The sequence below is a fragment of the Streptomonospora halophila genome (assembly GCF_039542725.1).
Lineage (GTDB): Bacteria > Actinomycetota > Actinomycetes > Streptosporangiales > Streptosporangiaceae > Streptomonospora > Streptomonospora halophila.
In genome coordinates this window covers 320,332-343,288 of record NZ_BAABIK010000001.1, presented here as the reverse complement: position 1 = coordinate 343,288, position 22,957 = coordinate 320,332, and the positions used below count along the sequence as shown (strand labels likewise).

The window sequence follows — 22,957 nt, the reverse complement described above, 5'->3', positions numbered from 1 at the left end:
CGACCGCGCCGCCGCCCGGGATCGGGGCGCCGGCGTGCGGGAGCGGTCGCCTCAGTTGAAGGAGTCGCCGCAGGCGCAGGAACCCGAGGCGTTCGGGTTGTCGATCGTGAAGCCCTGCTTCTCGATGGTGTCGACGAAGTCGATCTTGGCGCCCATGAGGTAGGGGGCGCTCATCCGGTCCGTGACGACCTCGACGCCGGAGAAGTCGCGCACGACATCGCCGTCGAGCTCGCGCTCGTCGAAGAACAGCTGGTAGCGGAGCCCCGAGCAGCCGCCCGGCTGCACAGCGACACGAAGCCGCAGGTCGTCGCGCCCCTCCTGCTCCAGGAGGTTCTTGACCTTGCTCGACGCCGTCTCCGTCAGGATGATGCCCTGCGCGGGGGCCTCGCTCTGAACCGTCATCTGCTAGCTCCTCCGTAAAAGCGTGGCGGCCGCCACTGGCACTGGTCGACCCGGACAGGTCAACGCCCGCGGCCGCTGTTGCATTCCTGCCCGTGGCGGGGACGCGCAATGCTGCTGCCGTCCAGACTAGGCGCTCATACCGGCCGCCGCCATATTCGCGATCTGTGCTGGGGACGACCCGCGGGGTACCCGGACGTGCGCTGACGCGCCGAATAGGCCCGGTGGCGCCGCGCGGCGCCACCGGGCCTATTCGGCGGACGAGTCGCCGGCGGCGCCCGCCGCCCCGGTGCGCGCGCCCGACCAGCGCCGGGCCACATCGGCGGCGAGCTTGCGCAGCTCCTCGGCGGAGCGGCTCATGGCGGCCTCGGTCGAACCCGCCGACTCCACCAGGGAGTAGGTCTCGGCGATGCCGGCGGCCGCGGCCTCCTGGCGCCCGACGCCGACTGCGCCGGCCAGGACCACGCAGGGCACACCCTGGTCGGCGGCCGCCCGGGCGACGCCGTGCGGGAGCTTGCCGCGCAGCGACTGGGTGTCGAAGGAACCCTCGCCGGTGATGACGAGGTCGGCCGCCGAGACGTCCTCGGCCAGGCCGACCGCGCCCAGCACGCGGGCGATACCGGACTCCACGGCGCCGCCGACCAGCAGCATGCCGTAGCCCAGGCCGCCGGCCGCCCCCGCGCCGGGGGCGTCGCGCAGCCCGCCGGGGTCGGTGGCCTCGGCGAAGGCGGCCAGCGCGGCGTCGAGGCGCTGCACCTGGTCGTCGTCGGCGCCCTTCTGCGGACCGAAGACGGCGCTGGCGCCGTGCAGGCCCAGCAGCGGGTTGTCGACGTCGGTCGCGGCGACGAGCGAGACCCCGTGAACCGCCTCGCGCGCGGCGTCGAGCCCGACGGCGCCCGGAAGCTGCCCCAGCGCCGCGCCGCCGCAGCTGAGCGCTTCGGCGGGTTCGGCGCCCAGCGCAGCGAGCATGCCGGCGCCGCCGTCGTTGGTGGAGCTGCCGCCGAGCCCGACGACGACGCTGCGCGCGCCGTCGGCGACCGCGCGGGCGATCAGCTCGCCCACGCCGCGGCTGGTGGTGCGGCCCGGGTCGCGCCGGTCCCCGGGTACCAGGTGCAGGCCGCAGGCCTGGGCGCTCTCGATGTAGGCCGTGGCACCCGACACCAGGTAGCGGGCGGGAACGGGGGCGCCGAGCGGGCCGGTGACCTGCGCCTCGTGCAGGGTGCCGCCGAGGGCCGTGTGCAGGACCTCGACGAAGCCGGGGCCGCCGTCGGACAGCGGCAGCAGCCGGGTCTGCGCGCCGGGGTCGACCGAGCGCCACCCTTCGGCGACGGCTTCGGCGGCCTCGACGGCGCTGAGGGTGCCGGCGAACTTGTCTGGGGCTATGACGATGCGCACCCCACCAGTGTGCCGTGCGCCTCATGGCGGCCGCCGCCCGGGCCGCCCGGTTGCGGAGGGCGGACGGCGGCGATGCGGACACCCGTCGCCGCTCAGACTGCGGACACCGGCAATGCAGCCTGGGGATTCAGAGTTCGTCGACGTCCGCGAGGAACGCCCGCCATTCCGCTACGGGAAATGAAAGGTGCCCGCAATCGCGGTTCTGAGTGTCGCGCACGTCGACGGATTCCACAGTCTCCCGGGCCTCGACGCAGTGACTTCCGCTGTCCGAATACGACGACTTGTGGAACCCGTCCGCAGACCACATCACTGGACCAACATCCCTTCGAGCAGCGTCACAGTGTGCGTTTCCGGGAGAGCGCGGGTCAGGGCGTCCCGGATGAACCCGTCAATCCTCGCAGCGTGCGACGCGGTGTCGTACACGAGGTTGCCGTTGCCGTGGTCGCTTGCGGCGACCACGGCGCCGTCACCCAGCCGGTAGACGTGAACCGCCGAGGTCACCGACAGCAGCAGAGTCCCGTTCGGCACGATGTGGATGGACGTCCGCTCCCGCTGAGCGAGCTCCAGCAGCGCCTTGGCCTGCTCGATCCGAACGTGTTCGGGAGCCCAGCCCAGCGCGAACTCGGGGAAGACCGCGGTGACGAACGGGTCGCTGGTGCGCGTCAGCCGTTCGTACCGCTCCACACGTGCGCGTGCGAGCTTGTCCAGCTCTTGGGCGGTTGCCGTCGGTCGCCCCGCGCGAAAGACCTCGCGGGCGAACGCATAGCTCTGCACGAGCCCCGGGACCGTCGACAGGGTGAAGGTGTCGATGGACAGCGCCTTGTCCTCAAGCGAGCCGACTGCGCGCATCCACGGGGGCAGCTGAGAGCCCGAGGCCTCGGTTTCCCACGTTCTCACCAGGCGCCCGCCGGCGCTCAGGGTTTCGTCCAGCCGTTCGACGTCGGCGCGCTTCGGGGTGATGGTCCCCGATTCCCATCTGGACAGCGAGGAAGCGGAGCCGCCGATCCGCATGGCCAGCTGACGCTGTGTGAGCCCGGAAAGTTCACGTAGTTTTGCGAGGTTCGCGCCGAATCCCGTTTCATTCACGCGCTGATCCTATGCACCGATGTGCAACTTGAACCATCCCCGTGCGGGAACATTCCTCTCACTATGAAACGGCGCCGATCAGGAGGACCGTTTCCCCATGGGAGAGCTTGAAATCATTGACCAACTCACAACCGAAGCACGGAAACGCGGTATAGCGCTCAAGCGCGGTCGCGGCTACAGTGTCGCGATCGCCGGGACCACGGTGACCGCTACGGACAATCTTGCGTCCTTCCCCACGTCGACCGGCGCGACGCGGCACATCGCGGTGCTGGACCGCCTGGGGGCGGCGAAGGTGGTCGACCTGGTGGTGGCCGACGCCGATCCCGCCGCCGTGTTCGCGCACAAGCGGCGGGCGCGCACGTGAGCGGCTCCCGGCGGCGCCGCACCGCGCGTGTCCGCCCGTACGTACGGCGCCGCCACCCCGGTCCGCCCGCTTCCGAACGTGCGCCCTCCCGGCCGCCGGGCGGCGGGTTACAGGCCGGGGGCTCCGTAGACGGGGAACCAGCGGGCCTTGTCCCGCTCGACGGCGAGGTCGTCGCCCACCGCGGCCTCCACCTGCAGCTCCAGGGCGTTGTCCCGCCGCTGGCCGACCAGAGGTGCGAACGGGTAGAAGGTGCCGCGCTTGTAGAGGTAGACGAGCGCGACCCGGCGGCCCCCCTCGTCGGCGAAGGTGACGAGCGAGCACAGCAGGGAGGGCCCGTAGCCGTGGGTCTCCAGGGAGGAGTTGACGGCGTGGATGTCGGTGACCAGCTCGCTGATACCGCCGGACGCGGGATCGGCCGGTTCGTCCGGCGCCTCCATCACCAGCCAGGTGTAGCCGTACTCGTCGGCCGTCGCCTCGATGCGGGGACCGCCGTCGGCGTTGAGGAGGTCGGTGACGCTCTGCTGCAGCTCGCTGAAGGCCTGCCCCTCGGCGGGGCGGAAGGCCACCGAGCCGGTGCCGGTGGGCCGCAGGCCCGCGGTCGCCTGCAGCGTGATGGCGGCCGAGGGAAGGCCGAACAGGGCGTCGAGGTCGGGCTGAGCGGGCTTGGAACGGCCCAGCAGGGCGCGCAGGAAACTCATGTCGGGTCCTTCCCCGTGTTCGGCTGTCCGTGGGTGCTCCGCCGCGCCCCGGCGGCCGTGCGCCGCCGCGGCGCCGCGCGCTCAGGCCCCGGTCCCCAGCTGCCGGGATATGTCGGACAGCTGGGACAGGCGCTGCTCGATGGGCGGGTGGGTGGAGAAGAGCTGGCTGAAGCTGAACCCCTTCTTGGAGACCGCGGGGGTGAAGAAGAAGGCGTTGAACGGCTCGGCCCGGCGCAGGTCGTTGGTGGGGATGCGCGCCATGTCCCCGTTGATCTTGGTCAGTGCGCTGCCCAGCGACGAGGGGCGTCCGGTCAGGTAGGCGGCTGCGCGGTCGGCGGAGAGCTCGCGGTAGCGCGAGAGGACCCGTGTCAGCAGGAAGCTCAGGACCCACACGATGGCGCTGACCAGCACCACCAGCAGGGCGACGACCGCCGGCGCGGGCCCGTTGTTGTTGCTGCGGGCGCCGCCGCTGAACAGGGCGAAGCGCAGGCCCATCTGGGTGAGGAACCCGGCGATGATGCCCAGGAAGCCGGCGATCGTCATGACCATCACGTCGCGGTGGGCGACGTGGCTCAGCTCGTGCGCGAGGACGGCCTCCAGCTCGGCGGTGTCCAGGCGGCGCATGATGCCGGTCGTCGCGCAGACGACCGCGTTCTTCTCGTTGTGGCCGGTCGCGAAGGCGTTGGGGACGTCGGTGCGTGCGATCGCGACCTTGGGCTTGGGCATGTCGGCCATCGCGCACAGCCGGTCGACGACGGCGTGCAGCTCCGGCGCCTCGGCCGGCGACACCTCCCGCGCACCCATGGAGAACACGGCGATCTTGTCGGAGGCGAAGTACTGGAAGGCGGCGAAGCCGAGCACCACCAGGATCAGCAGCCACAGCGGCATGCCCACCAGGTACAGCGCGATGACGAACGCCACGTAGAGGATGCCCAGTAAGGACATGGTGGCGACCATGCGGGTGGTCAGCCCGCGGTCGGGTGTGAACTTCGAACCAGCCACGGCGGCGCTCCTCGGTCCGCTTGCACGGTCCGGTCCCGGCGGCGGCCGGGTCCGCCGGCCGGAGGCGCGCCGCGGATCGACGGCCCTGCTCATCCGACCGGACATCTGCAGTCTAGTCAGCGGCGACGGCGTACCCGGAGTGCCGCAGCCGCGCGCGTTGGGCGGGGAGAGGGCGGCGCCGGTGCGCGGAGCGCCCGGGGGCCCGCTCCGGCGAGGCCCGGAAACGCCGATGGCCGCCGCGCGGCGCGCGGCGGCCATCGCGGGCAGCCGACCGGGAGGCGGGCCGGGAAAAGGCGCTCCCGGTGTCAGGAGAGGTCGGGGATGAGTCCTTCGTCACCGAGCATGGCGCGGACCTCCTCCATGCTGGCGTCCGCGTGCGGCAGGATGAACTGCGACGGCTCCAGGGAGTCCGGCGGCAGCGGCTTGCCGTCCTGGCGGACCCGCTCCAGCAGGTCGTGCAGGGCCTGGCGGAAGGTGTCCTCGCTGTCGGACTCGAGGGCCTCCTCAAGGATGCGGTCGAAGCGGTTGAGCAGGTCCAGGTCTGCGTCGGTGAGGTCGAGCTGCCCCTCCCCCATGATCCGTACGATCATGCTCCCTCCCCCTGGCGGTAGGGCTGGGTCTGGCCGCCGTTGGCACTGCTGCCGTTGGTGCCGCTGCCGTTGGCCGTGCTGCCTCCGGCGCCGCCCGTGCCGCCCGAGGAGGCGGTGCCGCCCTCCTCGATCTGGGGCGCGGGGGCCGAGCCCCCGCCGAGTTCCTGCTTCATCCGCTCCAGCTCCAGCTCGACTCCGCTGGAGCTGGCCATGCGGTCGAGCTCGGACTGGATGTCGTCGCGGGAGCTGCCGCTGACGTCGTCGAGGGCGCCCGATTCGAGGAGCTCGTCGACCGCGCCGGCGCGGGCCTGCATCTCGGCGGTCTTGTCCTCGGCGCGCTGCACCGCCATGCCGACGTCGCCCATCTCCTCGGAGATGCCCGAGAACGCCTCGCTGATCTGGGTCTGGGCCTGGGCCGCGGTGTAGGTGGCCTTGATGGTCTCCTTGCGGGTGCGGAAGGAGTCGACCTTGGCCTGCAGGCGCTGGGCGGCCAGGGTCAGCTTCTGCTCCTCGCCCTGCAGCTGCTCGTGCTGCTGGCGGAGTCCGTCGATCTGGGACTGCAGGCCGGACCGGCGGGTCAGTGCCTCGCGCGCGAGGTCCTCGCGGCCCTGCTCCAACGCCTGGCGGCTCTGGGTCTCAAGCTTGCCCGACTGCTGCTCCAGCTGCTGCACCTGCAGCTCGACCCGCTTGCGGGAGGTGGCGACGTCTGCCACGCCGCGCCGGACCTTCTGCAGCAGTTCGAGCTGCTTCTGATAAGAGTAGTCGAGGGTTTCGCGCGGGTCCTCGACGGAGTCCATGGCCCGGTTGGCCTTGGACTTGAAGATCATGGAAAGTCGCTGAAACACGCTCATCGGCGTGGCCGTCCCCTTCTCGGTCCGTGTATCGGCTGTTCCCGGCGGGCGCTGCATCCAACCCTACGCTCTCGGGCGGAGGGTCGCCATGAAGCTCGGACCGGCTACCCTGGTAGACGTGTTCCGACGTCGCTCCGTTCCCGCATCCGAAGATCCGGCCGCGTCCGGCCCTGCCACTGCTGAGGCCACCCAACCTAAGGGATATACCCCGAAGAAGGGCGCGCCAACGCCCAAGCGCCGCGAATCCGCACCCGCGCTGCACCGGCCGGTGAACGCCCCCCAGACCCGCAAGGAGGCCTACCGCGCCTGGCGCGAGCGCCAGGCGCGCGACGTCCCGCGCGTCAAGCGCGCGAAGGGGGCCCCTCCCGGCGAGGAGCGCAACTTCCGCCCGCAGGACCTCGGCCCGGTGCGCGCCTACGCGCGCGACGTCGTCGACTCCCGGCGCAGCATCAGCGAGTACTTCCTGTACTTCTCGCTGGCCATCATCGTGCTGCTGTTCCTGCCGCTGCCCGAGTTCCAGGTCGTGGTGACCTACGTGGTGTGGCCGGCCATGATGGTCACGATCATCGTGGAGGGCGTCTTCGTCGCCAACCGCGTCAAGCGCCAGGCGCGCGAGCTGTTCCCCGACGACGGCTCGGTGCGCGGCGCGGGCTGGTACGCGGCGGTGCGCCAGCTCCAGGTCCGGCGGCTGCGCCTGCCCAAGCCCAGGGTCAAGCCCGGCGAGCCCGTTCCCGCCCCCAGGCGCTGACCGGCCGCGGGCCCGGCACGCCCACCCTTCCGATGGGCCGCCCGCCCGCACCGGCGTAAGGTGCTCGGCATGGAATTCCGGCATCTTGGCAACAGCGGTCTGGTCATCAGCGAGATCGCCTATGGGAACTGGATCACCCACGGTTCCCAGATCGAGGAGGAAGGGGCCACCGCGTGCGTGCGCGCGGCGCTGGACGAGGGCATCACGACCTTCGACACCGCCGACGCCTACGCGCAGGGGCGCGCCGAGGAGGTCCTGGGCCGGGCGCTGAAGGGCGAGCGCCGCGACGGCCTGGAGATCCTCTCCAAGGTCTTCTGGCCGACGGGCCCGGGCAAGAACGACCGCGGCCTCTCCCGCAAGCACATCGTGCGCAGCTGCGAGGACTCGCTCCGCCGGCTGGGCACCGACTACCTGGACCTCTACCAGGCGCACCGCTTCGACTACGCGACCCCGCTGGAGGAGACCCTGCGGGCCTTCGACGACCTGGTGCGCCAGGGTAAGGTCTGCTACATCGGGGTCTCGGAGTGGCGGGCCGAGGAGATCGAGCGGGCGCTCACGCTCGCCGACGAGATGGGTCTGGACCGGATCGTCTCCAACCAGCCGCAGTACAGCATGCTGCACCGGGTCATCGAGCCCGAGGTGGTTCCGGCCAGCCGGCGCGGCGGGCTGGGCCAGATCGTATTCTCCCCCATCGCCCAGGGCGTGCTCACCGGCAAGTACAAGCCGGGCCAGGAGGCGCCGGCCGGCTCGCGTGCGACCGACGAGACCGGCGGGCGGTTCATCAGCCGCGTGCTGAAGGACGACGTACTGGAGCGCGTCCAGCGCCTGGTCCCCCTCGCCGAGGAGGCCGGGCTGACCATGGCCCAGCTGGCGGTGGCCTGGGTGCTGCAGAACGACAACGTCTCGGCGGCGATCATCGGCGCTTCGCGGCCCGAGCAGGTGGGCGACAACGCCGCGGCCGCGGGCGTGCGCCTCGACGAGAGCCTGATGGCCCGCATCGACGAGGCCCTCGGCGACGCCGTCCAGCGCGACCCCGCGCTCACGGTCAGCCCGCCCCAGCGGCCCTGAGCGAACCGGCCCCTTCCGGCCGGGCCGGAAGGGGCCGCCGCCCGCGGGCCGCAGGCTGACGTGCCCCGCTGCGCGCCGCCTCCGGGCGGGCGCGCGGCGGGGGCTCCGCTCAGGCGGGGTCGTCCAGGCTCATCGTGTACACCGGGCGCTCGTCCTCCAGCAGCGTGACCCGCGAGGCGCCCCCGTCGACCAGCTCGCGCCAGGTCTCGCCCAGCCAGCTCTCGGCGTCGCCGCGCGAGGAGAACAGCTCGCGCGGCAGGGCCCCGTCCTCCAGGGGCTTGCCGTGCTCGGTCTCGTACCGCCAGCTCCAGGCCATGGGCCGCCCTTTCTCATGTCCGACTCGCGCTGCCGGCGCCCGTACCGGCGCCGGAGACGGTTCCGAGCATAGGCTGTGCCCGCGGAGCGCCACCGCTCCCGGCGCGCGTCGCCGCAGTGCGCCCTGCGCGCCGCGGGCCCGCCCCGCCGTCCCCGCCCCCGATGCAATTGACTGGCCAACGTGCGAATCCGACTTTCCGGTACTTCCGGCCCCGAAGGCTGGCCCGCACCCCACTGCCGCTGCGCATCGTGCAACCGCGCCGCGGAGAACCGCCGCGTCCCCCTGCGGGTCACCGTCGACGACGCGCTGACGCTGCGCGAACCCGGCGCGGGTCCGGTCTCGGCTCCCCCGTCCGGATACACGGTCGAGGTCACCCCCTACGGCACACGCGTCGAGGGCCCCGGCGGCGGGCGACTGCTGCTCGCCAGCCCGGATGCGCCGGCCGACGGTCCCGCGCCCTCGCCGCGCCCCGACCCGCAGGACGCCGGGGGCTGGACGGCCGAGGCCGCCTCCGCCCCCGGTACCCCCGCGCACCAGGTCGACGTGGCGATCGTGGACGTCGGTGCGTCGCCCGCCGCGATCGGGGCCCTGCGCCGGGCGGGCGTCGCCGCCACGACCACGGCGGTCCTCGCGGTGGGCGGCGACCACCGGGTGCACTCCCCCGCGGAGTTCGACCGCCGCGCACGGCTGTGGGGCGCCTCGGCGCCGTTCGACGGCCAGGAGCAGTGGTGCCCCCCGTCGGCCTGGCCGCCCGAGCGCGCCCACGGCCCGCACCGCGTGCTGGTCACCGGGGGTGCCCGGTCGGGGAAGTCGGCCGAGGCCGAGACGCGCCTTCTGGGCGAGCCCGAGGTCACCTACCTGGCCACGGGCCCCCGGCCGGGCGGTGGGGAGGACGACGGCGACGAGGGGGACCGGGCGTGGGCCCGCCGCGTCGCGCTGCACCGGGCACGGCGGCCCTCCTGGTGGAAGACCGTGGAGTCCCCGGACGCGGCCGCCGCGCTGCGCGAGGCGCGGGGCGCCGTCCTGTTCGACTGCGTGGGCACCTGGCTGGCCGGCGCGATGGAGTCGTGCGGGCTGTGGCAGGAGCCGCCGCCCTCGGGCGCCGAGGACGAGCTGGCCGCACGCGTCGACGAGCTGGTGGAGGCCTGGCGCCGCTGCCCGGCCTACCTGGTCGCGGTGACCAACGAGGTGGGCTCGGGCGTGGTGCCGGCGACGGCGAGCGGCGGACTGTTCCGCGACTGGCTGGGGCGGGTCAACCAGCTCCTGGCGGCGGAGTCGGAGGAGGTCGTGCTCGCTGCAGCAGGACGCGTCGTCGAGCTGCGCTAGGACACGCTCGGCGGATCGCCGCCCTGCCGAGCGGCACCCCGGGACCGCCCTCGCGACCTTTCCCTCCGGTCGCGGCAGACGTCTCCTTTGACGCTGGTGCCGCACCGGTCCGGGCTGACCGCTCGCAGCAGAAGTCCCCGCCCCCCACTGTGCAGGATTGCGCAGCCCGCCAGGGAAAGGGCCCTCCTTCCCCAACCGCGAGAAAGCGGCACCGGACACCGCGCAGCGCCGCGACGGGGCCCACCCCGCAAGACCAGACCCCCTGAAGCAGGCCGGCAGCAGCGCACCGCCCTCTCATGCGCGGGGACACGCACGAACCCCGCCCGCTGCCGACGGACACAGCGAACACGCCCTCGGGCGCCCTCGGCGGATCGCCGCCTTGCCGAGCGGCTGCGTAGGGTGGTTCCATCCGCGCCGCATCCTCGGCGGTCGGCGGACTCCCCGGCTCCTTACCTCCCCGGCCCCTTACCTTCGCGGCGACGGCGGCACCCGCCGGACCGGGCCCGGCACGAAGGCCGCGGCGGCGCGTGGAGGGCGCCGGTCGCACCGCCCGCGCCGGCCCTTCCGGCGGCCGCGGGTCCCGCCCAGTGACGAAAGGGAAACACGCGATGCCCCCAGCCGACGGCGCGGAACCCCCCGGGGGCGGCTCCCGCGGCGGCCCCCTGCGCGACTGCCTCGACGGGCTGCGCATGGCGGGCGGAACACTGACTGCGGTGCCGGTCGCGGCTCCGCGGGTGGACCGCGCCGTGGCGGGCTGGGCGATGTCCCTCGCGCCGCTGGTGGGCGCGGCGCTGGGGACCGCCGCCGCGGCCGTGCTGGCGGCCGCGCTGCTGGTCGGCCTGCCCGGCTTCCTCTCCGCCGTCCTGGCGGTGGGCTCGCTCGCATTGCTGACCCGCGGGCTGCACCTGGACGGCCTGGCCGATCTCGCCGACGGGCTCGGCAGCGGTCGTCCGGCGGAGGGCGCCCTGGAGATCATGCGGCGCTCGGACATCGGGCCCTTCGGCGTCATCACTCTGGTGCTGGTGCTGTTGATACAGACGGCGGCGCTGGGAGCCGTCGCCGACTCCTCGCCCGCCGCCGCGGCCGCCGCGCTGGTGGCCGCGGCTGCGAGCGGCCGGCTGGCGATCACCTGGGCGTGCACCCCGCGCGTACCCTCGGCGCGCCCGGAGGGCCTGGGAGCGTTCGTGTCGGGGACCGTTCCGTACTGGGCGGCGGCCGCGGCGACCGGGGCGGTCGTGGCGGTGTCCGCGCTGGCGGGGCTCGCGGGCGGCGGCGCGTTCGCGCTTTCCTGCGCCCTCGCCGCCGCGGCGGGCCCGGCCGCCGCCGCGCCGCTGCTCGCCCGCGCGCTGCGCCGTACCGGCGGCATAACCGGCGACACCCTGGGGGCACTGTCCGAGACCGCGACGACCGCCGCACTGCTGGTCACGGCCGCTGCCGCCGCCTGAGCCCGCGGCGGCGGAGCCCGGCCGCCGCTCCCGCCTCCCGCTCGGCGTACCGGCGGGTGGCACGTGTTGCCATCCTCACATCTCTTCACAGCCGCCGCGCTGCCGCGTCCGCCCGGGGCGGCACCGGCGGCGCCCGCCCGGCGCGCACGCCGCGGCGTGCGCCTCCGGCACGCCGCGGCGCCGCCGAAGCGCACCGCACACGCACCGCACCCCGAACCGCCGCCGGGCCCGGATCGCGGCGACGCCCGCGTGAGCGGGGCCGACGGCGCGGTCTCCGCTCCGCGGCGCCCGCGGCCGCTCCCGGCCGCGGGCGCCGCCTCCGTCCGCCACCACCCGCCTCCACCCGCCTCCGCCGCCGCATACGGCCACCAGGACCGCGGCGCATTCCGGCGTTCTGCGCACGCGCGCGGCCACGCCGCGGGCGCGGTGCCCGGCGGCACGTCACAAGGGCTAGCATCGGGGACGTGAGCACGTCGTTGTCAGTAATTACGGAATCCCCCGGTTCGCTCGACGTCGACGCGGTGGTGGTCGGTTACCATCCGTCGGACGACGGACCCCAGCCCGCGTCCGGCGCCGACAGCGTCGACGCCGCCTTCCCCGGCGGCCTGGCCAAGACGCTGTCGCTGCTCGGAGCGACCGGTGCCGCCGAGGAGGTGCACAGCGTCCCCACCCAGGGCACGCTGACCGCGCCGGTCGTGATCGCCGTCGGCCTCGGCGCCCCGCCGCCGGGCGGCGCGCCCGACCCCGACGCCGTCGCCCGCGCCGCCGGAGCCGCGCTGCGGTCGCGCGGGGCCAACCACACCCGGATCGCCCTCGCCCTGCCCGCCGACACCCCCGAGCTGGTGCACTCGGCCGCTCTGGGCGCCCTGCTCGGCGACTACTCCTTCACCCGGTACCGCACCGGCGAGGACACCCGCGGCCCCGCCGCGGAGCTGCTGGTCGCCAGCACCGCCGCCGGCGCGCGGGAGGCCGCCGAGCGCGCGAGCACCCTCGCCGGAGCCGTCAGCCTCAGCCGCGACCTGGTGAACACCTCCCCCGCCGACCTCGTACCCGAGGACCTGGCGGACATCGCCGCCCAGGTGGCGCGCGAGAACGGCCTGGCCGTCGAGGTCCTCGACGAGCACGCGCTGGCCGAGGGCGGCTACGGCGGCCTGATCGGCGTCGGCCAGGGCTCGGCCAACCCGCCCCGCCTGGTCCGCCTGGAGTACACCCACCCCGAGGCGAGCAGCACCGTGGCGTTCGTCGGCAAGGGCATCACCTTCGACTCCGGCGGCCTCTCGCTGAAGCCTGCCTCCGCGATGGACTGGATGAAGTCCGACATGGGCGGCGCCGCGGCGGTCCTGGGCGCCATGCGCGCCATCGCGCAGCTGGGCCCGGCCGTCAACGCCGTGGCCTACCTCGCCATCGCAGAGAACATGCCCGGCGGCAGCGCACAGCGGCCCTCCGACGTGCTGACGATCTACGGCGGCACGACAGTCGAAGTCCTCAACACCGACGCCGAGGGACGCCTGGTCATGGCCGACGCGCTCGTGCGCGCCCACGAGGACTCCCCCGACCTGATCGTGGACGTGGCCACCCTCACCGGAGCCCAACTGGTCGCGCTGGGCACGCGGGTGTTCGCCGTCATGGCCAACGACGACGGTGTGCGCGAAGACGTCGTGGCCGCCGCCACCCAAGCCGGTGAGCAGTCCTGGCCCATGCCGCTCCCCGCGGAGCTGCGCAAGGGGCTGGACTCCGCCGTGGCCGACATCGCCAACGTCGCCGGCGAGCGCTGGGGCGGCATGCTCAGCGCGGGCGTCTTCCTCAAGGAGTTCGTCGCCGACGGCACGGCCTGGGCGCACCTGGACATCGCCGGCCCCGCCTTCAACCAGGGCGGCCCCTTCGGCTACACGCCCAAGGGCGGTACCGGCGCCGCCACCCGGACCCTGGTGCGGATCGCGGAGAACCGCTCCGCACGCCGGACCTGACGCGGAAGCCGAACCACGGCGACCGCAGCTAGAACGCGAACAGCGGCGGCATCCGGGTAGCGGACCCGGACCGCCCTCCGCGCGGACTCGTCCGAACCAGACGAACATTCACATCCACATCAAGGAGTGTCCTTCCCGTGAGTGAGAACGGCGGCACCTTCGACCTGGTGATCCTGGGAGCCGGCAGCGGTGGCTACGCCGCCGCCATCCGCGCCTCCGAGCTGGGCATGAAGGTCGCCCTGATCGAGAAGAACAAGCTCGGGGGCACCTGCCTTCACGTCGGCTGCATCCCCACGAAGGCGCTGCTGCACTCGGCCGAGGTCGCCGACGCCGCGCGGGACAGCGAGACCTTCGGCGTCAAGGCCGACTTCCAGGGCATCGACATGCCGGGCGTGAACGCCTACAAGGACAAGGTCGTCAACCGCATGTACCGCGGCCTGACCGGCCTGATCAAGGCGCACGGCATCACCGTGGTCGAGGGCGAGGGCCGGCTCACCGGGCCGGACGAGGTCACCGTCGGCGGCGCCGTATACAAGGGCGCCAACATCCTGCTGGCCACCGGTTCCGTGCCCAAGACCCTGGGCCTGGACATCGACGGCGAGAAGGTCATCACCAGCGAGCAGGCGCTGGAGATGCAGAGCGTCCCCCAGTCGGTGGTGGTGCTGGGCGGCGGCGTCATCGGCGTCGAGTTCGCCAGCGTCTACCGCTCCTACGGCGCCGAGGTCACCATCGTCGAGGCGCTGCCGCACCTGCTTCCGCTGGAGGACGAGTCCACCTCCAAGCAGCTGGAGCGCGCGTTCCGCAAGCGCGGCATCAAGTACGAGCTGGGCACCCCGTTCGAGAGCGTCAAGACCACCGACTCCGGCGTCAGCGTCTCGCTCCAGGGCGGCGGCAAGCCCCTGGAGGCCGACGTCCTGCTGGTGGCCATCGGCCGCGGGCCGGTCTCGGAGGGCCTGGGCTTCGAGGACGCCGGCGTCCAGCTGGAGCGCGGCTTCGTCCAAGTCGACGAGAACCTGCACACCGGCGTGGGCAGCATCTACGCGGTGGGCGACCTCATCCCCACCCTGCAGCTGGCCCACGTCGGCTTCGCCGAGGGCATCTACGTCGCCGAGCAGATCGCCGGGCTGAACCCGCCGGCCATCGACTACGACGGCGTGCCCCGCATCACCTACTCCGAGCCCGAGGTGGCCTCAGTGGGCCTGACCTCCGCCAAGGCCAAGGAGAAGGGGTACGAGACCGTCGAGCTGGACTACAACCTCGGCGGCAACGGCAAGAGCCAGATCCTGCAGACGCAGGGCTCGGTCAAGGTCATCGCCCAGAAGGACGGCCCCGTGCTGGGCGTCCACATGATCGGCTCCCGCGTGGGCGAGCTGACCGCCGAGGGCCAGCTCATCTACAACTGGGAGGCCCTGCCCTCGGAGGTGGCCCAGCTGGTCCACCCGCACCCGACGCAGTCGGAGGCGCTGGGCGAAGCGCACCTGGCACTCGCCGGAAAGCCGCTGCACGTCCACGAATGAGGCGACCGCGGGGCGGGCTGGGGCTCGCCCCGCCTTTTTCTTCCCCGCGTTCCGCACGTCCATTTAAGAGGAACCATGCCGACTTCCGTTTCAATGCCCGCACTGGGCGAAAGCGTCACCGAGGGCACAGTCACCCAGTGGCTGAAGCAGGAGGGCGACACCGTCGAGGTCGACGAGCCCCTCCTGGAGGTCTCGACCGACAAGGTCGACACCGAGATCCCCTCCCCGGCGGCCGGGGTGCTGAGCAAGATCCTCGTCGCCGAGGACGAGACCGTGGAGATCGGCGCGGAGATCGCGATCATCGGCGGGGAGGGCGAAGACGCCGACGAGTCCGGCCAGGGCGGCGGCGCCACCGCGCAGCCCCCCGCCCCCGAGCCCGAGGAGCCCGCGTCCGACCCCGCGGAGAGCCCGGCGCCGCAGGCCGAGGAGTCCGCGCCGCAGCCCGAGCCGGAGCCGGAGCCCGCTCCCCAGCCGGCGGCGCGGCCCGAGCCCGAGGCGGAGCCGCAGGCCGCCCCGGAGCCCCAGCGCGGCGCGCCGGCCGAGGCCGCGCAGCGCCCCAGCCGCGAGGACGTCACCCCGCCGGTGGACGTGGAGACGGTCAGCGGCACCGGCCGCTCCGCGGGTACCGACGCCGTCACCGAGGCCTACGTGACGCCGCTGGTGCGCAAGCTCGCCGCCGAGGAGGGCGTCGACCTCTCCACGGTGCAGGGCACCGGTGTCGGCGGCCGCATCCGCAAGCAGGACGTGCAGGACGCCGCCCGCAAGCGCCGCGAGGCCCCCGCCGGCGGCGGCACCGCACCGCAGGCGCCCGCGCGCACCCGCCGCCCGGCGGCCGCCGACACCCAGCTGCGCGGCACGACCGAGACCATGTCGCGGCTGCGCCAGACCATCGCCGACCAGATGGCCGAGTCGCTGCGGATCTCGGCCGAGGTCACCCAGGTGATCGAGGTCGACGTCACCACCGTCGCCCGGCTGCGCGAGCGCGCCGCCGCGGAGTTCGAGCAGCGCGAAGGCGTGGAGCTCGGCTTCTTCCCGTTCATCGCGCTGGCCGCGGTCGAGTCGCTCAAGGCCCACCCCAAGCTCAACGCGGTCATCGACAGCAGCAGCTACGAGGTCACCTACCACAGCATCGAGAACCTGGGGATCTCGGTCGACACCGAGCCCGGGCTGCTCGTGCCGGTGATCAAGGACGCCGGCGACCTCAACCTGGGCGGGCTGGCCCGCAAGATCGCCGACCTCAGCGAGCGCGCGCACACCGGCAGCCTCAGCCCCGACGAGCTGAGCGGCGGCACGTTCACGCTGGCCGACACCGGTGAGGTGGGCGCCCTGTTCACCACCCCGATCATCAACCAGCCGCAGGTCGGCATCCTGAGCACCGGCGCGGTCGTCAAGCGCCCGGTGGTGGTCGACGACCCCGAGCTGGGCGAGGTCATCGCGGTGCGGTCGATGATGTACATGGCCCTGACCCACGACCACCGGCTGATCGACAGCGCCGACGCCGCGCGCTTCCTGCAGGACATCCGCGAGCGCATCGAGGAAGGCGCGTTCGAGTCCGAGGTCGGCCTGGCCTAGGCTCCGGCGGCGCCCCGCGAGCGGGCGCCGCGCACAAGCGGACGGGGCGGTGCCCGAGACCGGGTACCGCCCCGCTTTTTACCCCACCATTCACCATCCCCCTGGTGATCCCCATCACCAAAGGTCTGCGCCGCGGAACCCGACGGTTACGTTGAGTCCCGCGGCGCTAACACTACGGTATTTCACCCGTGCTTGTCGCGTCGGAGTTTGGCGGAAACCGGCCACGGGCATCGCGCTCACGCTGGCCGGACCGCCCCGGCCCTCCGGCGGCCCCGCCTCGCGGGCGCCGCGGACGGCGCAGGGGGTAGCTTGGCGGCCATGCGCGTAGCGATCACCGGGGCCTCGGGACTCGTCGGCTCCGCACTGGCCGGCTCCCTCACCGACGACGGCCACGAGGTCGTCCGCATGGTCCGGCGCCCCGCCCGCCACACCGGCGAAGCGGAGTGGCGCCCCGAGAGCGGATACGTCGACACCGGCCGCCTCGCCGGCGCCGACGCGGTCGTGCACCTGGCCGGCGCCCCGATCGGCCCGGCCCGCTGGACGCGCCGCTACAGGCGGCTGCTGCGCGAGAGCCGCATCGCGGGCACCCGCACGCTGGCGGTCGCGCTGGCGGGCATGGACCGGCCGCCGCCGCGCCTGGTCTCGGGCTCGGCCGTGGGCTACTACGGCGACACCGGCGCCGTACGCACCGGGGAGGACGGTCCGCGCGGCCGCGGGTTCCTCGCCGAGCTGGTCGCCGACTGGGAGGCCGCCACCGCCCCGGCCGAGGAGGCGGGCCTGTCCGTGGCGCACGCGCGCACGGGCGTGGTCCTCGCGCGCTCGGGCGGCCTGCTGGGCACGCTGCTGCCGCTGTTCCGGCTGGGGCTGGGCGCGCGCCTGGGCAGCGGGCGGCAGTACATCTCGTGGATCGCGCTGGCCGACGCGGTGGGCGCGCTGCGGTTCTTGATCGAGCGGCCCGACATCACCGGCCCGGTGAACCTGGTCGCGCCCGAGCCGGTCACCAACGCCTCCTACACCCGGTACGTAGCGCGCGCGGTGGGCAGGCCCGCCGTGCTCGCCGTTCCGGGATTCGCGATGCGCGCCGCGCTGGGCGGCTTCGCCGACGAGGCGGCGCTCGTGAGCCAGCGTGCGGTGCCCGAACGCCTGTCGGCCGAGAGGTATTCCTTCCGCCGCCCCGGGCTGGCCGGTGCCCTATCCGACATCGCCTGAGCCCTGGCCGGGGCATATGGTGGGATGTATGAGTGAGCTCGTCTTCGTCCGCCTCGGCGAGACCCCGGTGCCCTTCCACGAGGGCTGGGACCTCCAGAAGCGGGTGCACGCCGACCGCGTCGGCGACCTCATCCCCGACACCGTCCTGGTGCTGGAGCACGAGCCGGTCTACACGGCGGGCAAGCGCACCGGCCGCTGGGACCGCCCGCTGACCGATCCCGGCGCCCCCGTCGTCGACATCGACCGCGGCGGCAAGCTCACCTGGCACGGCCCCGGCCAGGCCACGGTCTACCCGATCGTGCGGCTGGGGCAGCCGATCGACGTCGTCGGCTACGTGCGGATGCTGGAGGAGGCCCTCATCCGCGCCATCGCCGAGTTCGGTCTGGAGGGCAGGCGGGTCGAGGGCCGCACCGGAGTCTGGCTGGCGGCCGACCCCGACCGCGGTCTGGCCGAGCGCAAGATCGCCGCGATCGGCTGCCGGATCGCCCGCGGTGTCGGTATGCACGGGTTCGCGCTGAACTGCGACAACGACCCGTCCTGGTTCGACCGGATCGTGCCCTGCGGCATCACCGACGCCGGGGTCACCTCGCTCTCCGCCGAACTGGGCCGCGACGTCTCGGTCGCCGATGCCGTCCCCGTCGTCGAGCGCCACCTGGCCGCCGTGCTGGGCGCCACCGGCTACCGCGTGCAGGACAGCGCGCCCGAGCCGGTCCGCGGTGCCGAGCCGGAGCCCGCGGGCGCCTGAGCCGGGCCGCCGTACCACGAACTCCCCACAAGGGAAGCAGGAAAGGAAGGGTCCGCGTTGACCGTCACTCCTGAGGGCCGCAGGCTGCTGCGGATCGAGGCCCGCAACAGCGAGACGCCCATCGAGCGGAAGCCGCCCTGGATCAAGATCAAGGCGAAGATGGGGCCGGAGTACTCCGAGCTGCACTCCCTGGTCAAGCGCGAAGGGCTGCACACGGTCTGCCAAGAGGCGGGCTGCCCCAACATCTACGAGTGCTGGGAGGACCGCGAGGCCACCTTCCTCATCGGCGGCGACCAGTGCACCCGGCGGTGCGACTTCTGCCAGATCGCCACGGGCAGGCCCAGCCCCCTGGACCGCATGGAGCCCACCAAGGTGGCCGAGTCGGTCCGCAAGATGGAGCTGCGCTACGCCACGGTCACCGGTGTGGCGCGCGACGACCTCGACGACGGCGGCGCCTGGCTCTACGCCGAGACCGTCCGCAAGATCCACGAGCTCAACCCGGGCACGGGCGTCGAGCTGCTGATCCCCGACTTCAACTCCGACGACGAGCAGCTGGGCGAGGTCTTCGGGTCCCGGCCCGAGGTGCTCGCGCACAACATCGAGACGGTGCCGCGGATCTTCAAGCGGATCCGTCCGGGCTTCCGCTACGAGCGCTCGCTGGAGGTCATCGGCAAGGCGCGCGCCGACGGGCTGGTCACCAAGTCCAACCTGATCCTGGGCATGGGCGAGGACCGCGCCGAGATCAGCGAGGCGATGCGCGACCTGCACGAGGCCGGGTGCGACCTGCTGACCATCACCCAGTACCTGCGGCCGTCCAAGCTGCACCACCCCATCGACCGCTGGGTCAGGCCCGAGGAGTTCGTCGAGCTGTCGGAGGAGGCCGAGGAGATCGGCTTCGCCGGTGTCATGTCCGGGCCGCTGGTGCGCTCCTCCTACCGCGCCGGGCGCCTGTACCAGCAGGCGATCGAGAAGCGCGAGCGGGTCGCCGCGGGCAGCTGAGGCCACGCCGGGCCCGCGGGGCTCGGGGCGCCCCGGTCGGCGGGCCGCACCGGCGTTCCGGCGTACGCGCCGCCGACCGCGGCCGGCGCGGACGGCGCCACCGGTGACAACGTAACCAAGCTGAGACGGCGGCCGAGGGGCCGCCGTCTCACGTCCGCCCACCGGCGGCCCATATCCTGAAAGGGACGCGGGACGGACCGCCGCCCCCGGCCAGGGCGGCCGGCGGCGGTCCGGCACCGGCCAGACGAGCTGCGGCGCGCCCGATGCGAGCGGGACGCGGCCCGACGAGCAGGGTTCGACCGATAGGAGGACGGGCAGGAGAGGGGTTCCCCCGCCGGCGCACCGCCGGTGCGCCCTGCCTGGAAATGCAATGGCGAAGAAGCCCAAGGACACCAAGGCCACCGCGACCCCGGCGCAAGGCGCCTCCGGCCAGGACGGGGCGCAGAAGCCGCCCGGTCGGCTCAAGCAGTTCGGCATGGTCGTCCGGGTGGTCCACCGGCAGAGTCCGCGCACCATCCCCATCGCGGTCGGGATCTTCCTGGCGGTGCTCGCGCTGGCCGTCGTAGGCGGAATCGTCTTCGGCGGATGGCTGTACTGGGGGCCGCTCGGGTTCGGCGTGGCCTTCCTGGCCGGCTTCTTCTACTTCACGCGCGCCACGCAGCGCCTCCAGTACCAGATGCTGGACGGCCAGCTCGGCGCCGCGACCGCGGTGCTGGACAACATGCGCGGCGACTGGACCAACGAGCCCGGCGTCAACGCCAACCGGCAGATGGACGTCGTCCACCGCGCGGTGGGGCGGCCCGGCGTGGTGCTGGTGGGCGAGGGCGACCCCGCACGGCTCAAGGGGCTCATCGCCGCGGAGAAGAAGAAGGTCGCGCGCGTCGCCTCCAACACGCCCATCTACGACCTGCAGGTGGGCCACGGCGAGTCCCAGGTGCCGATCGCCCGGCTCCAGCGCCGGCTGGTGCGTCTGCCGCGCAACCTGGACAAGGGCGAGGTCGCCGAGCTGCGCTACCGCCTCAAGGCGCTGCCCGGCGGGATGCAGATGCCCAAGGGGCCCATGCCCAAGGGCGTGCGGATGCCCAAGGGGCCCAAGGCTCCCGGCGGCGGCGGACGCTGAGACGGCCTTCCGGGCGAAGCGCCCGAAGGGCGCGCCCGAGGGCGCCGGTGGCCGGGCGGAGCCTCGGGCCGGCTGCGCCGGGACCGGACCGGCGGGCGGGGCCGCAACGGCCCGGATCCGCGGGGCCCTTCACTGCGCGGGCCGCGTCGAACGGTGTGCCCCGGGTGCCGCGCCTGCGTGCCGCCGGGCGCCGGCCTCACATGCGCCGGGTGACGGTGCCGGCCGCACGGTCGTGCAGGCCGCGGTGGTCACGGTCGTAGACCACGGCCGGGATGACCAGGCAGAGCAGGACCGTGCGCACCACCATCGCGACGGGCCACGGCAGCGCGCGCTCGCCGGTGGAGGCGACCTCGGTACCCACCATCCGCTTGCCCAGCGTGGTGCCGAACACCGCCAGCATCGCGGCGGTGTAGACGGCGAACAGCACCAGCGCCGCGCCGGAGGCGAACGTGGTGTCCTGGGGGTCGCCGCGCAGCCCTCCGGTGGCCGCCGAGGCGACGAGGGCGCACAGCAGCCAGTCCAGGACCAGGCCCGACAGCCGCCGGCCGATCCCCGGCACGGAACCCGACCCGAACTCGGTCATGCCCAGACGGCTGCCGCGGTAGCGGAACTGCGCCTGATCGGCGCCTCCGGTGTTGGCCATGGACACAACGGTATCGGCACACACAGGCGGTTCCGGTCGTCCCGCAGGCACCACGAGCGGTGTCCGCACCCCTCCCGCGTGTCCGGTTTCACCGTGTTATCGCCGCTCATGCACGATAGGCAGGGTAAACGCCGAGCTCCGTAACGCGCAGGAAACATTGGAGACATGGACCGGAAATCGCCTGCTCCTAGCGTCGTTGACGTAGCCGGGAGGTCGCTGGGCCGGAGCACGGTACCGCAATGGCGCGGGGCACGGACCGTGCGACCTCTTTCACCTGCACGGAGGTAACTCTTGTTCAGCAGCGCCGAAGAACTTCTGGCCTTCGCCCGGAACGAGGACGTCAAATTCCTCGACGTCCGATTCACCGACCTGTTCGGGGCAGCGCACCACTTCACCCTCCCCATCGAGCACGTCGATGAGGGAACCTTCGACGAGGGCCTGATGTTCGACGGTTCGTCGATCCGGGGCTTCCAGGCCATCCACGAGTCCGACATGCTGCTGCTGCCGGACCTCGCGACCGCGGTCCTGGACCAGTTCCGCGAGCACAAGACGCTGAACCTCACGTTCTTCGTGCACGACCCCTTCACCCGCGAGTCCTACAGCCGCGACCCGCGCAACGTCGCCCGCAAGGCCGAGGCCTTCCTGAAGAGCACCGGCATCGCCGACACCGTCTTCGTCGGCCCCGAGGCCGAGTTCTACATCTTCGACGACGTGCGCTTCCAGACCCAGGAGAACGCGAGCTTCTACTACATCGACTCGATCGAGGGCGCCTGGAACACCGGCACCCGCAACGGCGAGTCCAACCTGGGCTACCGGCCGCGCTACAAGGGCGGCTACTTCCCGGTCGAGCCGGTCGACCACTACAGCGACCTGCGCTCGACGATGGTGCGCAACCTCATCGACGCCGGCATGGACGTCGAGATCCAGCACCACGAGGTGGGCACCGCCGGCCAGGCCGAGATCGACTTCAAGTTCGGCACGCTGCTCAAGACGGCCGACAACGTGCAGCTCTACAAGTACATCGTCAAGAACACGGCGTACTCCAAGGGCAAGTCGGTCACCTTCATGCCCAAGCCGGTCTTCGGCGACAACGGCTCGGGCATGCACTGCCACATGAGCCTGTGGAAGGACGGCGCCCCGCAGTTCTTCGACGAGTCGGGCTACGCGCAGCTGTCGGACATGGCGCGCTACTACATCGGCGGCCTGCTCAAGCACGCTTCGGCGCTGCTCGCGTTCACCAACCCGACGGTGAACTCCTACCACCGCCTGGTGCCGGGCTACGAGGCCCCGATCAACCTGGTCTACTCGCAGCGCAACCGCTCCGCCTGCATCCGCATCCCGCTGACCGGGTCCAACCCCAAGGCCAAGCGCCTGGAGTTCCGGGTGCCCGACCCCTCGGCCAACCCCTACCTGGCCTTCGCGGCGATGCTCATGGCCGGCATCGACGGCATCAAGAACAAGATCGAGCCGCCGGAGCCGGTCGACAAGGACCTCTACGAGCTGCCCCCGGCCGAGGCCGAGGCCATCGAGAAGGTGCCCGCCTCGCTCGACGCCGCTCTGGACGCCCTTGAGGCCGACCACGAGTTCCTGGTCGAGGGCGGTGTCTTCACCGAGGACCTGATCGAGACCTACATCGACTACAAGCGCACCGAGGAGATCGACTCCCTCCGCCTGCGCCCCCACCCGCGCGAGTTCGAGCTGTACTACGACATTTAACGTCGCTGCAGGTCAGCGCACGTAAGCGCTGATCCGGGCCGTACTCGGGCCGCCGCCCGCACCTGGCAGGGGGTGCGGGCGGCGGCCCTTCGCCCTCCCGGGGCCGGAGAGTTTCGCCGCTGCCCTCCGGCACCGGGCGCGCGGGTGCCGGCGGCGCTGCCGAAATGTGATGGCGGGGCGG

Annotated in this window: 23 protein-coding genes; 13 read left to right on the top strand and 10 right to left on the bottom strand. The window is 73.0% G+C overall.

What is annotated here, in order from left to right; translation table 11 throughout:
• Positions 1-51: 51 nt before the first annotated feature.
• From ABEA15_RS01480 to ABEA15_RS01465, 4 genes are all read right to left on the bottom strand, one after another.
• Complete coding sequence (locus ABEA15_RS01480) at positions 52-402, bottom strand: HesB/IscA family protein (RefSeq protein WP_344139476.1); 351 nt, start codon at positions 400-402, stop codon at positions 52-54.
• Positions 403-648: 246 nt separating this feature from the next.
• Positions 649-1,794, bottom strand: coding sequence for a glycerate kinase family protein (locus tag ABEA15_RS01475; protein ID WP_345555135.1), 1,146 nt, complete (start codon positions 1,792-1,794; stop codon positions 649-651).
• A 127-nt stretch (positions 1,795-1,921) separates the two neighbouring features.
• Entirely contained in the window at positions 1,922-2,101 is a 180-nt protein-coding gene (locus ABEA15_RS01470; RefSeq protein ID WP_345555133.1) for a DUF397 domain-containing protein, read from the bottom strand.
• On the bottom strand, positions 2,101-2,880 hold the full coding sequence (locus ABEA15_RS01465; RefSeq protein ID WP_345555131.1) for a helix-turn-helix domain-containing protein: 780 nt from the start codon (positions 2,878-2,880) through the stop codon (positions 2,101-2,103). Before ABEA15_RS01465 ends, ABEA15_RS01470 begins: the two co-directional genes overlap by 1 nt.
• Before the next feature lie 97 nt (positions 2,881-2,977).
• Here ABEA15_RS01465 and ABEA15_RS01460 point away from each other — a divergent pair, with 97 nt between their 5' ends.
• Complete coding sequence (locus ABEA15_RS01460) at positions 2,978-3,244, top strand: hypothetical protein (RefSeq protein WP_345555129.1); 267 nt, start codon at positions 2,978-2,980, stop codon at positions 3,242-3,244.
• 107 nt (positions 3,245-3,351) lie between these two features.
• Here the strand turns inward: ABEA15_RS01460 and pspAB are convergent, their stop codons facing one another.
• The 4 genes from pspAB to ABEA15_RS01440 all read right to left on the bottom strand — a co-directional run bounded on the left by pspAB (position 3,352) and on the right by ABEA15_RS01440 (position 6,385).
• Entirely contained in the window at positions 3,352-3,942 is a 591-nt protein-coding gene (pspAB, locus tag ABEA15_RS01455) for a PspA-associated protein PspAB (RefSeq protein ID WP_344139491.1), read from the bottom strand.
• A gap of 81 nt (positions 3,943-4,023) precedes the next feature.
• Positions 4,024-4,944: a zinc metalloprotease HtpX gene (gene htpX / locus ABEA15_RS01450; RefSeq protein WP_345555127.1), complete on the bottom strand. Its 921-nt coding sequence runs from the start codon at positions 4,942-4,944 to the stop codon at positions 4,024-4,026.
• A gap of 305 nt (positions 4,945-5,249) precedes the next feature.
• Positions 5,250-5,534, bottom strand: a complete 285-nt coding sequence (gene pspAA / locus ABEA15_RS01445) for a PspA-associated protein PspAA (RefSeq protein ID WP_344139497.1) — start codon at positions 5,532-5,534, stop codon at positions 5,250-5,252.
• Entirely contained in the window at positions 5,531-6,385 is an 855-nt protein-coding gene (locus ABEA15_RS01440; protein ID WP_345555125.1) for a PspA/IM30 family protein, read from the bottom strand. Before ABEA15_RS01440 ends, pspAA begins: the two co-directional genes overlap by 4 nt.
• Positions 6,386-6,653: 268 nt before the next feature.
• On the opposite strand from ABEA15_RS01440, the gene ABEA15_RS01435 reads away from it, so the two are divergent.
• Together ABEA15_RS01435 and ABEA15_RS01430 are read left to right on the top strand one after the other, a co-directional pair.
• Positions 6,654-7,133, top strand: a complete 480-nt coding sequence (locus ABEA15_RS01435; protein ID WP_344139503.1) for a DUF3043 domain-containing protein — start codon at positions 6,654-6,656, stop codon at positions 7,131-7,133.
• Between the two features lie 69 nt (positions 7,134-7,202).
• Positions 7,203-8,201, top strand: a complete 999-nt coding sequence (locus tag ABEA15_RS01430) for an aldo/keto reductase family protein (protein ID WP_345555123.1) — start codon at positions 7,203-7,205, stop codon at positions 8,199-8,201.
• Positions 8,202-8,310: 109 nt separating this feature from the next.
• Here ABEA15_RS01430 and ABEA15_RS01425 read toward each other — a convergent pair whose 3' ends face one another.
• Positions 8,311-8,517 carry a hypothetical protein gene (locus tag ABEA15_RS01425; RefSeq protein ID WP_344139509.1) on the bottom strand — a complete coding sequence of 69 codons (207 nt, stop codon included), beginning with the start codon at positions 8,515-8,517 and terminating at the stop codon, positions 8,311-8,313.
• A gap of 282 nt (positions 8,518-8,799) precedes the next feature.
• Between ABEA15_RS01425 and ABEA15_RS01420 the strand changes: the two genes are divergently transcribed.
• From ABEA15_RS01420 to ABEA15_RS01380, 9 genes are all read left to right on the top strand, one after another.
• Positions 8,800-9,843, top strand: a complete 1,044-nt coding sequence (locus ABEA15_RS01420; protein WP_425579349.1) for a bifunctional adenosylcobinamide kinase/adenosylcobinamide-phosphate guanylyltransferase — start codon at positions 8,800-8,802, stop codon at positions 9,841-9,843.
• A 608-nt stretch (positions 9,844-10,451) separates the two neighbouring features.
• Positions 10,452-11,288, top strand: coding sequence for an adenosylcobinamide-GDP ribazoletransferase (locus ABEA15_RS01415; protein WP_345555121.1), 837 nt, complete (start codon positions 10,452-10,454; stop codon positions 11,286-11,288).
• 464 nt (positions 11,289-11,752) lie between these two features.
• Complete coding sequence (locus tag ABEA15_RS01410; protein WP_345555119.1) at positions 11,753-13,255, top strand: leucyl aminopeptidase; 1,503 nt, start codon at positions 11,753-11,755, stop codon at positions 13,253-13,255.
• 137 nt (positions 13,256-13,392) lie between these two features.
• Positions 13,393-14,772 (top strand): dihydrolipoyl dehydrogenase, encoded by a 1,380-nt coding sequence (gene lpdA / locus ABEA15_RS01405; protein ID WP_344139518.1) that lies wholly within the window; start codon positions 13,393-13,395, stop codon positions 14,770-14,772.
• Between the two features lie 75 nt (positions 14,773-14,847).
• Positions 14,848-16,344, top strand: a complete 1,497-nt coding sequence (sucB, locus tag ABEA15_RS01400; RefSeq protein ID WP_425579344.1) for a 2-oxoglutarate dehydrogenase, E2 component, dihydrolipoamide succinyltransferase — start codon at positions 14,848-14,850, stop codon at positions 16,342-16,344.
• Between the two features lie 318 nt (positions 16,345-16,662).
• Positions 16,663-17,553 carry a TIGR01777 family oxidoreductase gene (locus ABEA15_RS01395; RefSeq protein WP_344139522.1) on the top strand — a complete coding sequence of 297 codons (891 nt, stop codon included), beginning with the start codon at positions 16,663-16,665 and terminating at the stop codon, positions 17,551-17,553.
• Between the two features lie 28 nt (positions 17,554-17,581).
• Positions 17,582-18,298 carry a lipoyl(octanoyl) transferase LipB gene (gene lipB, locus ABEA15_RS01390; protein ID WP_345555117.1) on the top strand — a complete coding sequence of 239 codons (717 nt, stop codon included), beginning with the start codon at positions 17,582-17,584 and terminating at the stop codon, positions 18,296-18,298.
• Positions 18,299-18,355: 57 nt separating this feature from the next.
• Positions 18,356-19,297: a lipoyl synthase gene (lipA, locus tag ABEA15_RS01385; protein ID WP_344139528.1), complete on the top strand. Its 942-nt coding sequence runs from the start codon at positions 18,356-18,358 to the stop codon at positions 19,295-19,297.
• A 370-nt stretch (positions 19,298-19,667) separates the two neighbouring features.
• The gene (locus ABEA15_RS01380) at positions 19,668-20,417 is read left to right on the top strand and encodes a DUF4191 domain-containing protein (protein WP_345555115.1); all 750 of its coding nucleotides are present in this window, start codon (positions 19,668-19,670) and stop codon (positions 20,415-20,417) included.
• A gap of 196 nt (positions 20,418-20,613) precedes the next feature.
• On the opposite strand, the gene ABEA15_RS01375 is transcribed toward ABEA15_RS01380, so the two are convergent.
• Complete coding sequence (locus tag ABEA15_RS01375; RefSeq protein ID WP_345555113.1) at positions 20,614-21,060, bottom strand: RDD family protein; 447 nt, start codon at positions 21,058-21,060, stop codon at positions 20,614-20,616.
• Positions 21,061-21,351: 291 nt separating this feature from the next.
• Between ABEA15_RS01375 and glnA the strand changes: the two genes are divergently transcribed.
• Positions 21,352-22,776 (top strand): type I glutamate--ammonia ligase, encoded by a 1,425-nt coding sequence (glnA, locus tag ABEA15_RS01370; protein WP_344139536.1) that lies wholly within the window; start codon positions 21,352-21,354, stop codon positions 22,774-22,776.
• The last annotated feature ends 181 nt before the right edge of the window (positions 22,777-22,957 follow it).